Below are 12,081 nucleotides of genomic sequence, written 5' to 3' on the forward strand. Positions count from 1 at the left end.
GTCAGCGGAAACTGAGTTCGTCCACCCAGACTTTAGCTTCGGTTATCTCTTTGTTTTTATGTTTCGGGAAGATGAAACCGCTCATCTTCACCATGTCCGGCGAAAACTTTTTATCGCCGAAATTCATTTTCGAGTTGGGGTTTATACCCTTGCTCAGTGTAAGTTCGTCCAGATTAAGGGTATATTCGCGCCACTCCGTAGTGAGCCAGAACGTACCGGACCATCTGTCAAAATATTCGGAACGACCGTCCTCATCCTCATCATCTACAAAGAAAACACCTGTCATAGGTCTGTCCGCCTTTGCCCAGAAGTTCACCTGAGTGAAGCCGGAAAGATCTCTTTTCATCTTGTTAAGAATTACCGAAGTGTCTGTTATGTCGCGGTCTTTCACCGCCACCATCAGGCTTGAAGATGTTCCTTTTGCTCCTGTGGCAGTGTCAAGAACGGTTCTGCCTGTAAAATTCTGCACGTCGCCCAAAACCCAGCCCTTTGTTTCCGAAGATTCGAAATCGCCATAGTCAGAGGAGGTTGAGCGAATGTCTCTCGTGTCAGCCACTTTCGAGCAGAGGGTGCTTTCTCTGGCGACACCCAGAATTTTTGAGGTTGCCGTATCTATCACTCTTATATCGAAAACACAGTTGAAGCCGGATTTCGTCATATCGCCCGTAAGCATAAGGTCGGCTTTAAGAAGCTGACCGAGCAGTGATGCCTGCTGCGGGTCTGTGAGACCTTTCAGCTCAAGGGCATGTTCCTGCATTATCGCCGAAAGCTCCCTGCGCTCCAGCACAGCAAACCTGCCTGAGTTGGTAAGTTTCTCAGAGAACTCGTCAAAAGCCAGCTTACCTGTCATATTCTTCGAGTTGTCCAGAACTTTCAGGTCGGATATTATCAGTGTCTTTCTGGGGATATAAAGTTCCGCCGTGTCTCCGGTTTTAAGCCCTGCGGAGGGCATTATCATCAGTGTATCCCCTCTTTTTTCAGTGACAGCAGCGCTTTTACCGTTAACGGTGGTCTTCGTTCCTTCGGTAAGGTATGTAAGGTTCAGGATTTTCGATGTAAGCGAGGCGATGGGGTTGTCTTTACTCATGTTTTCAGGAAGCGGGTCTGTCCTCAGCAGTGCCGTATCTCCCTCAACCCTTACAACTGACGCTTTCATATAAAGCGAACCCGCCGCGGAAGTCTGTTTTCCGGCGGACATATCCGCTCCGGCACATCCGAAAATAACTGCGCATACCATAAACAAAGACATTCTTTTCATACCCGCCTCCAGATATTAAATTTTATCAGGCGATATTAAAAAAAGAAACGATTTAATCTTATTAAAGCTGTTTTTTCAGCCTATCCGTATCAGCGATGCGCTGTTTCGCCCTCATGATGGCTGCACCGATTACCTTATCCGGTTTATCGGTCTGCGCGTCCGCCTTCATATAAAGTTCCAGCGCCTCTTCATATTTTGCTTCGGTTTCCCGGCACAGACCGAGATTATACAGAAACGAAGGGGACTGCGGATACTTCGCCGCACCCTCCTGCCACATTGCGCAGGCTCTGTCGAGTCTTTCCGCTTCGGCGAATTTCTGTGCTGATTTCAGGAGATCTTTCCCATCGCCGTCCAGCCCGTGTTTATCCGTCAGCAATGTAAGCCTGACGTTTGCTGTATACGGCGCAACCTGAGTGCGGAACTCGCTCATTGCGGAATCCTCCGCAGATTTCAGGAGGTCGTAATCGGATATAAGCGCAACCCCGCTGTCCCGGCATCTGTCGTCCTCCGCCTCGCCGGTTATCTTTTCGGAATAGACCACCTGCGCGGTGGAAACGTCAATAAGTTTGGGTATGAATGTGATCGCCGCCTTCTTCTTCGTGCAGACGACGGTGTAGTCATAAAAAGAGGTGCATTTGCCCTTGCTGTCGCTTCCGGCACATTTCGTGCGCGTTTCGGTATAGTTAGAGCTGCTGACGCTTCTGTCGGCAGTTCCTGTGAATATGCCCTGAACGCCGATCAGTCTGCCAAGTTTAACGGCTGCGGTTTCGTCGGTTATGCCTGAAACCTGAAGTTTCTGCTCGGAAATCACCCTGTTCAGATTCTGTCTGTCCGCCACTCTGAAATAGCGAGTTCCGTTCACCTCTGCGGTGACAAGAACTTTTTCTGCGGAAGGGGTCAGTTGTGTTCCGTAGCTGCCGGAAAAGGGAAGAACCGCGATGTTTCTCAGAGAGGATATACCGTCCGCTTTTGAAGGCATCAGAACGGATGTTGTGACCTTGGGCGCACAGCCCAGAAGAGCCGCAAAAGCGGCGCAGGCAAGCAGTTTCTTCATATATTACAACCTCATAGGTTATAATATAGCATAAAAACAATATTTTTAATAGTTATATGGTCCCGACGGATTCCACTTGTACATATATCCGTCGTCGGGTCGCTCCGTAGTCTCTACCCTGTCGGGAATAAAGATAAAATCGTTTCTCACGCTGACTGAGACAGGCGAACCGGACATGGTTCTTGACGATTTGTCCGTAAGGTCGGTTTCTCCCTCTTTGTCCCGTCCGACGCGCTTCGCCTTGCCGTATACCTTAACCCAGTCGCCGTTTTTCGTTCCGGCAGGGAGGTATTTAACAGGTATCCTGAACCCCGCCGCTATTGTGTCCGCCGCACAGCATACCATGGCTACCCGCAGCACACCGAAATATCCGCTCTTCTCAAGGGCACTGTCCAGATATACCCTGCCTCTGAAAACGTAGCGCATATCGTGCATCGCAGTCATTTTATCATCGTTGAGAACCAGATACAGCTCGGCTATGTTCAGCTTTACATACTGATCCTCAAATTTCGCCTCCTCCTTTGCCCTGCGGTTATGGAAGATTGAAAATGCCAGAACTATCACCATGATAACGGTCAGAACGGATGTAATATATTTCATATCGACCTCAGAAGGGTGAAAACAGCATATCGCCCGCGCCAAGTTCACGGGCGGGAACAGCCAGCATCAGGATTATAAGAAGCGCTATCACCGCAGTATAAAACGGTTTAGGGTGCTCCGGCGGATAGATCGTGCCGTGTATGCCGTAAACCAGAAGCATCAGCGCGGAGACGAACGTCAGCCACATATATTTCGGGTTCATATACAGACTGTATCTGCCGCTCAGCATGAGAAAAAGCAGAAAGCATCCGTAAACCGTCAAAAGTATCCCTTCAAGTCTTCTGAACATCTTCACACCCCGAATCCGGCATAATCCAGCAGCAGGCACACGGCATACACCAGAGCCGCCGCTGTCAGCACCATTTTTGTCATAGTGCGGTTTGACATCACCGCCCTGTACATAAAGACAAGTTTAAGGTCAAATATAGGTCCGAAGTTCACAAACGCCAGCATCGAGGCGGGAGAAAAACGAACGAATGATGAGGCTACGAAAGAATCCGCCTCGGAACAGACGGAGAGCAGAACGGCAAAAACCATCATAACGGCAACGGCAGCAGCGCCGTGCCCCCCGATGGAATTTATGACGCTCTCAGGCATCAGAACGTGGAACGCTCCTGCAAAAAAAGCTCCGGTTATAAGATACGCAAGGGTCTGAACGAAATCGTCCTTCGCATGGCTGATCACGTTTTTAAAACCTCTGCCGCCATGGCAGCCGCAGGAGCAGCCGTGGGAATGTGTTTCTGTCTTCACCGCATAAAAAGGATCTTTCAGCCGCGAAAACAGAAATCCAACGGCAAAAGCGGCGAGTATACTTATAAACACACGCATAAGGGTCATCTCCGCGCTGCCTTTGAAACCCGCATAGGTGGCTATCATCACCACAGGGTTGATAACGGGCGACGCAATCATATAAGCCGCAGACATTGGCGCGGGAACACCCTTCGCGTTCAACCTGCGGACGATGGGCACTATGCCGCACTCGCAGGAAGGTATGAAAAGCGCAAGGAAAATACCGGAGACTATCTGGCGGAAAACGCCGTCCGGCACGGATTTAACGACCGTTTCCTCAGAGACGTAGACATGTATCAGTGAGGAGACCAGAGAACCCAGCAGAATAAACGGCAGAGCCTCCATCACTATTGCGGAGGATTTTATGACGAATACCTGTAACAGATTATACACGGCAAACCCTTTCCAAATAAAATATCAGACAGTCTGCACCCTCACTGTTTCTATGTCAATATAAGGATAAAAAAAAGCGGAGAGTCACCCCTCCGCCCTGATATGCTGTTTCTAAAGTTCCCGTCGGGCGAAGGCGCGCACGCCTGCCACTCTGCCCTGAAAATCGCCCGCCTCCATCACCTTCACAACTTCGGCAAGCTCGGTAGGAATATCTATACCCTGCGGGCATTTTTCCACACATTCGCCGCACTGCACACACTGGGAAGCAAAGCCTGTGTTCGGATGCTCCGCAAACGCCTCTCCGGTCTGCACCGCATACCGGAACAGAGCTGCGTTGGGGTCGTTAAATATGAACATATTGTTGTAATGCTCGAAACATACCGGTATCTTCACACCAACCGGACACGGCAGGCAGTATTCGCAGGCTGTGCAGTTCACCTTTATCAGCTTTTTGAACTCACCTTCAGCCCTATCCATTATCTCAAGCTCTTTATTCGTCAGTGACAGCGGCTCCGCCTCTGAAGCTATTCTTATATTCTCGTCAATGTGAGCCTCCTCGTTCATGCCGGAGAGTATCACTCCCACCTCAGGATGGTTCCACACCCAGCGCAGTGCCCATTCAACGGGTGTACGCTTCGTTTCGGCAGTGTCGAACACCGCCTGAACAGCCTCAGGCTGCTGCGCACTTCCGAGACTTCCGCCTCGCAGAGGCTCCATTATCACTATGCCCATATTTTTTGACGCGGCGTATTTGAGACCCGCAAGCCCCGCCTGAAAATCCCTGTCCAGATAGTTGAACTGTATCTGGCAGAAATCGAAATTGTATGAATCAACTATGGGCTTGAACTCGTCCGGCGCACTGTGGAACGAAAAACCCACCCTGCGCACGCGTCCGTCCGCTTTTATTCTGTCCATGAAATCCGTTATGCCCATCTCCAGCATTTTTTTCCATGTGTCCCAGCCGAGACTGTGCATAAGGTAATAGTCGATATGATCCGTTTCCAGCCTCTCAAGCTGTGTGTTAAGATACTTTTCCATATCATCCGGTGTCTTCACCAGCCAGCAGGGAAGTTTTGTGGCAAGAAAGACCTTTTCGCGGTATCCGTCTTTCAGCGCCCTGCCGACGAACGGTTCGCTTGCACCGAAGTGATAAGGCCATGCCGTATCCACATAGTTAACGCCTCTGTCTATCGCACCGCGAAGCTGCGCCGTTGCGCGCTCTTCGTCTATCTGTCCGTCCTTCATGGGAAGACGCATACACCCGAACCCAAGAATTGAGAGTTCGTCCCCCGTTTTCGGCATTTTCCTGTAAAGCATCGCGAAACCTCCGTAATAAAAACTATGCTGTCAGAATATACTTTATAATACCATCGACAATACTCATTCCTGCCTTTTTCTTGCCTGTTTCTGCAAAAGGCTGGAATATTGCAGAGAATTGAATTATTCATAACAGCGGAGGAGAGAATGCAGAATACTATGACGGAGCTTCTGAAACAGTTTACGCTGAAACCCGGCGTGACACATTCGCCGCTGCCGGAGGTGCGCTTCATCCGCACTGACCATTCCGTGCGGAAAACGCCCCTTGTCTATGAGCCGAACATCTTCATTCTGGCACAGGGGAGCAAACGCGTGTATATGGGCGAGGAAGTTCTCCATTACGACCCGAACCACTACCTTGTGATGTCCGTTCCGCTGCCTTTGGAATGCGAAACCGACGCATCGCCTGAAAAACCTCTGCTTGGCATATCCATCAAGGTTGACCCTGCGACAGTCGGCGAGCTGCTTCTGGACATGGATTCGGAAATAGGCTATCAGCAGAGCTTTGCGGGCGCTTTCTCCGGAGTTCTGACAGGCGAGATGACCGACGCCGCCGTGCGTCTTCTCAGGTGCATAGCTTCCGAGAGGGACTGCCGCATCTTAGGTCCGCAGATCGTGCGGGAGATAATCTACCGCATCCTCTGCACAAGTCAGGGCGCGGCACTGCGTGCGCTCGCCGTGCGCCACAGCAACTTCAGCCAGATTGCAAAGGTTCTGCGCAGGATGCAGACGGAGTTCGACAGCGAGTTCAGTATGGACGTGCTCGCCAGAGAGGCAAATATGAGCCTTTCCGCGTTCCATCACAATTTTAAGGCGGTAACGTCCACCTCGCCCCTGCAATATCTGAAAAGCATACGGCTGCACAAGGCGCGGCTGATGATGATTCAGGATGGAATGAACGCCAGCGACGCTTCCGGCAGAGTGGGATATGCCAGCCCGTCACAGTTCAGCAGAGATTTTAAAAAGCTCTTCGGCAGAACGCCTGCCAGCGAATCGAAAGAGATGAGAACCGGATTAAACTGATTTATTGGTGAAAAAAGTGAAAAAACAGACCTTTTCCGCATCAATCGTGATGCTTCTTGCCGCTTCATGCGGTCTTATCGTGGCAAATCTTTACTATGCGCAGCCGCTGGTTGCGCTGATATCAAAAGACCTGAACATGGCTCCAGCCGCAGCGGGGCTGCTTGTTACAATGTCACAGGCGGGCTACGGGCTTGGGCTTCTGTTCGTCGTTCCCACGGGGGATATGTTCGAGAGCAGAAAACTCATAATAGCCATAACCTCCCTTGGGATAATCTCCCTTCTGGGCGCGGCCTTCGCACAGAACTCCGCGCAGTTCATCGCCGCATCCCTTCTGATAGGCATAGGCTCGGTGGCTGTGCAGATAATTATCCCCTATGCCGCGGGAATAGCCCCGCAGGAGATACAGGGACGGGTTGTCGGATATGTCATGAGCGGTCTGCTGCTGGGTGTTATGCTGGCAAGACCCCTCGCCAGCATCGTTACGGAGCTGACCTCATGGCACTATATTTTCGTGATTTCCGCCGTTATACTGACACTGCTGATGGCGGTGCTCTATAAGATGATGCCGGAGCGCAAGCCCACAGCTACAATGAGCTATGGGACACTGCTTTCCTCCATGGGCAAAATGTTTCTGACTATGCCTGTCCTGCGCCGCAGGGCGGTATATCAGGCGGCGCTGTTCAGCGCTTTCAGCCTTTTCTGGACTGTGGTTCCCATGTATTTCATGGGCGACGCATACGGCATGACGCAGGGGCATATAGCGATATTCGGTCTTGTGGGGGCGGCAGGCGTGATAGCGGCACCCATAGGCGGTCGGATAGCCGACAAAGGCGTTACGAAGTTTAAATCGGCAATGGCGATACTCACGGCGGCATTCGGGCTGTTTCTGCCGCACCTTGCGGGAGGACGCGGAACGGCGGAAGCGCTTCTGTTGGCGGCGTGTGCTGTTGTTCTGGATTTCGGCGCTATAGCCAGTCAGGTCATGGGGCAGAGGGTGATATTTTCTCTGGGGGCACAGTACAGAAGCCGCGTTAACGGCGTTTATATGGCAGCGTTCTTCGCAGGCGGCGCGGCAGGTTCGGCTCTCGGCGGATACGTCTACGCATCATACGGCTTCTATGCCGCCATGTGGACAGGTTTCGCACTGCCGGTTCTTGCTTTCCTGTATCTGCTGACAGAACCCAAGGGACTGTATAATAAATAACAATTGAAAGAATTTGCAGATAAAACAGCCCCGCTCCGGCGGGGCTGTTCAGTTATACTATCTTCAATTTGGTGGTAAGATACTAGCAGTGCAAGGAAGATTTGCCAAGTGGACTGCGAGCATACAGATTAAGTATGTGAGCAGTTCCGAGGAAAATCTGACGCCGCAATGCGAAGTATATGACCGCCAATATTACCCTCTGAAAAGAATTTCTGCGTCAGGATAAGTCTTCATAACTTCCGCGCACATTGCCTCGCCGTCACCATTCCCGCGCGACCGTATAACGACCTTTCTCATCCCGTCCGGCGCTATGTGTCCGCTGAGGATACTCTCTATCCCGAAGCCGTGGGCGCGTACAATGTTCGCCGCCTCTTTTATGCTTCCTGAACGGTCTTCAAGGATAAAGGTTATCCTGTAACCCTTTTTGTTGCCGCCTGTAATGTCTATCATCGCTTTAAAGATATCTTTATCGGAGATTATCCCCACAAGCACCCCGTTCTCAACAACAGGCAGACAGCCGATTCCCTTCTCAAGCATCAGCATAGCCGCCTCTTCGATGGGGAGCTGCGGTGCACATACGATGACCTCATGCTTCAAAACATCGGTTATCTTTGTGTTTTCAAGAAGATAGTTCAGCTCAAAAACGTCCAGGCTCGTTCCCTTTGACGGTAGATACTCTTTCAGCATCCTGTCGGAAACCAGCCCTGTCACCTTTCCGTGATCCATCACCGGAACGTGTTTTATGTTCATTGCGCGCATCAGTCTGACAGCCGCAACAACTCCGTCCTTTATATCAACAGTGTGAACCGTATGGGTCATCCAGTCTTTAACGTACATATTACGCCTCCGCTTTTATACGCCGAGATATGCTGCCTTGACGTGTTCATCGTTTGCAAGGTCAGCCGCATTTCCGCTCATAACGAGCTTTCCGTTTTCAAGAACATAAGCCCTGTCCGCAATTGCAAGGGTCTGTTTGACGTTCTGCTCAACGATGAGCACCGTCATTCCCTCAGAACGCACCTGCTCAATGACGCGGAAAACCTCTTTAACCAGTATGGGAGCAAGACCCAGCGAGGGTTCGTCCAGCATCATCAGTTTCGGCAGAGACATAAGCCCCCTGCCGATGGCAAGCATCTGCTGTTCGCCGCCGGAGAGGGTTCCTGCAAGCTGCCTGCGCCTCTCCAGCAGTCTCGGAAAAAGTTCGAATATCTTGTCCTTATTAACTTTTCTCTGCTTTTTTGCCTGTCCGCGCAAAGAACCTATATCAAGGTTCTCCTCAACCGTCATTTCCGGAAACAGTCTGCGGGCTTCCGGCACATGCACGAGTCCAAGCTCGATAAGGCTGTAGTTGTGCAGCTTATTAATTGTCTGCCCGTCGAATACGATGTCTCCGTGCACGGGATGCACGAGCCCGGATATGGTGCGCAGAATGGTGGACTTTCCGGCGCCGTTGGCACCGATAAGCGCCACAACCTCGCCCTTGTTAACACCGAAAGACACGTCAAAAATCACCTGAAGGTCGCCGTAAAACACATCGATATTTTTTACTTCAAGCATCCTACGCCTCCCCCAGATACGCTTCGATAACCTGCTGGTTGTGCCGTATCTCGTCCGGCGTTCCCTCGGCTATCTTCTGTCCGTATGTCAGCACCACTATTCTGTCGGATATGGACATGATAACCTTCATATGGTGCTCGATTATCATAACCGTGATGCCGCTCTTTTTTATGTTGCGGATAATCTCTATGGACTTATCCAACTCTGCGGGGTTCAGCCCCGCAAAGGACTCGTCCAGCAGCAGAAGTTTTGGTCTGGTGGCAAGCGCGCGCGCTATCTCAAGGCGTTTGCGTTTGCCCAGCGGCAGCCCTTTTGACAGTGTTTCCCTGTCTTCGTAAAGGTCGGTGAATTTAAGCACCTCAGTTGCTATCTTCTCCGCGTCCGCCTTGTTCTTTGCCCGCAGGAAAGCAGAAGCCAGAACGTTGTCGAAAACGCTGAGTCTGCGCAGGGGACGCACTATCTGGAAGGTGCGCGCCATGCCCGCCTTGCATATCTCATGGGGCTTTCTCCCCGCTATGGATTTGCCGTTCATGATTATATCGCCTTTGGAAGGCTTATAGAATCCGTTGATAACGTTGAACAGAGTGGTCTTCCCCGCTCCGTTTGGTCCTATTATGCCGAGTATCTCGTTCTCGTTCACGTCGAAACTGACTCCGGAAACGGCAGCCAGTCCGCCGAAGAATTTTGATACGTCCTTAACCTGTAAAAGACTCATGCTCTCACCCTCCCCAGACCAAAGAATCGTTTGATCTTACCGAAATCGCCGACAATGCCGTTGGGCAGGAAGATGATTATAAATATCAGCAGCAGACCGAAAATAGCCTGATGGAGCGCGCCGAGACTGCCTATTGAGCGCACCGCCTCCTGAAGCATTACCATGATCACAGCGCCGACAAACGGTCCCCACTGGGTCGCAACGCCGCCCACCATTACTATCATGATTGTAATAATGGAAACGTCGTGAAGCGCAAACACTATATGCGGGTCGATATAGCCCATATAGTTCATATAGAATGCGCCGGCAACGCCGGTTATCATGCCGCTGACCACAAGCGCTATGGTCTTGTAGAGCGTCGTATTTATTCCGAGTGAATCCGCCGCGTCCTGATCTTCGCGTATCGCCACGAAGAAATAACCCAGCTTCGAGCCGATCAGATATTTCATAAGCAGAAAGGTCGCAACGGCTATCACAAGGATTATGTAATAATACGGTTCCTTGCTGACCCAGAGCCTTTTCTGAAGCATGATACCCAGAGTGCCGTTAGTGAGCCATTCCATGTTCTCAGCACTTACCCTGAAAACTTCGCCGGATGCCAAGGTTGCCAGTGCGAAGAAAGGACCGCGGAGCCTGAGGACTATCAGACCGATAATGAAGGCAAAGACACCGACCACAAGCACGCTGAGAGGCAGCCCCAGCCATGGGGAAGCACCCGCCTTGCTGTAAAGTATTCCGGCAGTGTATGCGCCAATGCCGAAGAACGCCGCATGACCGAAAGAAACCTGTCCGCAGTAGCCGGAAAGCAGGTTCCACGACATACCAATAGTCGCCCACATGAGGAGCAGAATGAAAATGTGCATAACGTAGGTGCTGAAACCCAGAAGGGGAAGCACCAGAAGCACCGCCAGAGTTATGAGTGGATAGAATTTTTTCATTTTCCAAACCTCCGGCTTTTAAGGAGAGAGGCGATACCGCCCGGCAGGAATACAAGCGCAGCTATGAAAATGGCAAATCTGCCCACAGGCGCCCAACCCATACCTATGTAAGTTGAAGTCATGGACTCGAAAACACCCAGTATCAGACCGCCGATGATGGCGCCGATGTTTGAGCCGAGACCTCCGAGAATTGTTATAACAAAAGCTATAAGAGTAAACTGACCGCCCAGTGCCGGATAGAGATAGTAAAGCGGGATAAACAGACAGCCCGCCGCCGCAACTATGGCGGAACCAAGCCCGAAGCTGAACGCCCGCACCCTGTTAACGTTTATGCCCATGAGTATAGCGGCATCACTGTCCTGCGACGTGGCGCGTATCTGCTTGCCGATATCCGTGCGGCTGAGGAAAAACCACAGTGCAAGGGTGATAAGCACCGAAAACACGAAAGAAACAGCCCAAAGCAGAGATATTGAAAGCTCTATGGGGCTGTTCTGCCAGAAATCCGACAGATACCATGTCACAGAAGCGTAATCAACAGGGGTTGACCTGTAGTCGGACTTGAAAAACACCGTGGCAAGGCTCGCCAGAACCATGCCTATGCCCACTGTCAGAATAACCTGATTTTCAGGCAGAATAGATTCCACCTTTATTACGGGGGTTATCAGATATTTCTGTATCAGCACGCCCAGAATGAACAGCGCAGGTGACGCTATAAACACCGCAACATACGGATCCACACCCATAAGGGTGAAAAGCCAGTACGCAATGTACATAGCCACCATCATCAGTTCACCGTGGGCAAGGTTTATTATCTTCATAACGCCCATGATAAGAGTCATTCCGAGACCTATAAGAGCATATAGTCCGCCAAGGAGAAGCCCCGAAACCAGCGTTTGTAGAAAGACCTCAAGTTGAACCACCAGAAGCTCCTTAATTATATTTTTAAAAAAATGACGTCGTGTCATTTTTTTACTAACGCAAAGCTCAGATAAACTACGCTTTGCTCTCACTACGCATGTTTTCATCCATAAATCGGCTGAAAACATTCTCCGTGGGACACTTCCTGTGTCCTCGTATATTTTTAAAAAAATGACTTCGTGTCATTTTTTTACTAACGCAAAGCTCAGATAAACTACGCTTTGCTCTCACTACGCATGTTTTCATCCATAAATCGGCTGAAAACATTCTCCGTGGGACACTTCCTGTGTCCTCGTATATTTTTAAAAAAATGAC

Annotated in this window: 13 protein-coding genes; 2 read left to right on the forward strand and 11 right to left on the reverse strand. The window is 50.7% G+C overall.

Going from position 1 to position 12,081, the window contains the following annotated elements; all coding sequences use genetic code 11:
- Position 1: 1 nt before the first annotated feature.
- The 6 genes from Q7P67_RS11130 to Q7P67_RS11155 all read right to left on the reverse strand — a co-directional run bounded on the left by Q7P67_RS11130 (position 2) and on the right by Q7P67_RS11155 (position 5,411).
- Positions 2–1,258, reverse strand: coding sequence for a CsgG/HfaB family protein (locus Q7P67_RS11130; protein ID WP_303852145.1), 1,257 nt, complete (start codon positions 1,256–1,258; stop codon positions 2–4).
- A gap of 61 nt (positions 1,259–1,319) precedes the next feature.
- Positions 1,320–2,312, reverse strand: coding sequence for a CsgG/HfaB family protein (locus Q7P67_RS11135; protein WP_303852147.1), 993 nt, complete (start codon positions 2,310–2,312; stop codon positions 1,320–1,322).
- 45 nt (positions 2,313–2,357) lie between these two features.
- Positions 2,358–2,912: a hypothetical protein gene (locus Q7P67_RS11140; protein ID WP_303852149.1), complete on the reverse strand. Its 555-nt coding sequence runs from the start codon at positions 2,910–2,912 to the stop codon at positions 2,358–2,360.
- A 7-nt stretch (positions 2,913–2,919) separates the two neighbouring features.
- Positions 2,920–3,201 (reverse strand): hypothetical protein, encoded by a 282-nt coding sequence (locus Q7P67_RS11145; protein ID WP_303852151.1) that lies wholly within the window; start codon positions 3,199–3,201, stop codon positions 2,920–2,922.
- A gap of 2 nt (positions 3,202–3,203) precedes the next feature.
- On the reverse strand, positions 3,204–4,094 hold the full coding sequence (locus Q7P67_RS11150; RefSeq protein WP_303852153.1) for a permease: 891 nt from the start codon (positions 4,092–4,094) through the stop codon (positions 3,204–3,206).
- 111 nt (positions 4,095–4,205) lie between these two features.
- The gene (locus Q7P67_RS11155; protein ID WP_303852155.1) at positions 4,206–5,411 is read right to left on the reverse strand and encodes an aldo/keto reductase; all 1,206 of its coding nucleotides are present in this window, start codon (positions 5,409–5,411) and stop codon (positions 4,206–4,208) included.
- A gap of 147 nt (positions 5,412–5,558) precedes the next feature.
- Here Q7P67_RS11155 and Q7P67_RS11160 point away from each other — a divergent pair, with 147 nt between their 5' ends.
- Positions 5,559–6,434, forward strand: a complete 876-nt coding sequence (locus Q7P67_RS11160) for an AraC family transcriptional regulator (protein WP_303852157.1) — start codon at positions 5,559–5,561, stop codon at positions 6,432–6,434.
- Positions 6,435–6,450: 16 nt separating this feature from the next.
- A complete protein-coding gene (locus Q7P67_RS11165; protein ID WP_303852159.1) occupies positions 6,451–7,638 on the forward strand; it encodes an MFS transporter in 1,188 nt (395 codons plus the stop codon).
- Between the two features lie 192 nt (positions 7,639–7,830).
- Here Q7P67_RS11165 and Q7P67_RS11170 read toward each other — a convergent pair whose 3' ends face one another.
- The 5 genes from Q7P67_RS11170 to Q7P67_RS11190 are packed head-to-tail and all read right to left on the reverse strand — an operon-like array spanning position 7,831 to position 11,768.
- Positions 7,831–8,475 carry a CBS and ACT domain-containing protein gene (locus tag Q7P67_RS11170; RefSeq protein WP_303852161.1) on the reverse strand — a complete coding sequence of 215 codons (645 nt, stop codon included), beginning with the start codon at positions 8,473–8,475 and terminating at the stop codon, positions 7,831–7,833.
- Positions 8,476–8,490: 15 nt separating this feature from the next.
- The gene (locus Q7P67_RS11175; protein WP_303852163.1) at positions 8,491–9,195 is read right to left on the reverse strand and encodes an ABC transporter ATP-binding protein; all 705 of its coding nucleotides are present in this window, start codon (positions 9,193–9,195) and stop codon (positions 8,491–8,493) included.
- A gap of 1 nt (position 9,196) precedes the next feature.
- A complete protein-coding gene (locus tag Q7P67_RS11180) occupies positions 9,197–9,910 on the reverse strand; it encodes an ABC transporter ATP-binding protein (RefSeq protein WP_303852165.1) in 714 nt (237 codons plus the stop codon).
- Positions 9,907–10,848: a branched-chain amino acid ABC transporter permease gene (locus Q7P67_RS11185; protein ID WP_303852167.1), complete on the reverse strand. Its 942-nt coding sequence runs from the start codon at positions 10,846–10,848 to the stop codon at positions 9,907–9,909. Before Q7P67_RS11185 ends, Q7P67_RS11180 begins: the two co-directional genes overlap by 4 nt.
- Positions 10,845–11,768 carry a branched-chain amino acid ABC transporter permease gene (locus Q7P67_RS11190; RefSeq protein WP_303852169.1) on the reverse strand — a complete coding sequence of 308 codons (924 nt, stop codon included), beginning with the start codon at positions 11,766–11,768 and terminating at the stop codon, positions 10,845–10,847. The genes Q7P67_RS11185 and Q7P67_RS11190 overlap by 4 nt, the downstream gene beginning before the upstream one ends.
- Positions 11,769–12,081: the final 313 nt, after the last annotated feature.

This window comes from Seleniivibrio woodruffii, from assembly GCF_029267515.1.
GTDB classification, from domain to species: domain Bacteria; phylum Chrysiogenota; class Deferribacteres; order Deferribacterales; family Geovibrionaceae; genus Seleniivibrio; species Seleniivibrio woodruffii_A.

Bases quoted from the DNA above. Each gene is read 5' to 3' on its own strand.
- Q7P67_RS11130 (WP_303852145.1), bottom strand. From the start codon at position 1,258: ATGAAAAGAATGTCTTTGTTTATGGTATGCGCAGTTATTTTCGGATGT.
- Q7P67_RS11135 (WP_303852147.1), bottom strand. From the start codon at position 2,312: ATGAAGAAACTGCTTGCCTGCGCCGCTTTTGCGGCTCTTCTGGGCTGT.
- Q7P67_RS11140 (WP_303852149.1), bottom strand. From the start codon at position 2,912: ATGAAATATATTACATCCGTTCTGACCGTTATCATGGTGATAGTTCTG.
- Q7P67_RS11145 (WP_303852151.1), bottom strand. From the start codon at position 3,201: ATGTTCAGAAGACTTGAAGGGATACTTTTGACGGTTTACGGATGCTTT.
- Q7P67_RS11155 (WP_303852155.1), bottom strand. From the start codon at position 5,411: ATGCTTTACAGGAAAATGCCGAAAACGGGGGACGAACTCTCAATTCTT.
- Q7P67_RS11160 (WP_303852157.1), top strand. From the start codon at position 5,559: ATGCAGAATACTATGACGGAGCTTCTGAAACAGTTTACGCTGAAACCC.
- Q7P67_RS11170 (WP_303852161.1), bottom strand. From the start codon at position 8,475: ATGTACGTTAAAGACTGGATGACCCATACGGTTCACACTGTTGATATA.
- Q7P67_RS11175 (WP_303852163.1), bottom strand. From the start codon at position 9,195: ATGCTTGAAGTAAAAAATATCGATGTGTTTTACGGCGACCTTCAGGTG.
- Q7P67_RS11180 (WP_303852165.1), bottom strand. From the start codon at position 9,910: ATGAGTCTTTTACAGGTTAAGGACGTATCAAAATTCTTCGGCGGACTG.
- Q7P67_RS11185 (WP_303852167.1), bottom strand. From the start codon at position 10,848: ATGAAAAAATTCTATCCACTCATAACTCTGGCGGTGCTTCTGGTGCTT.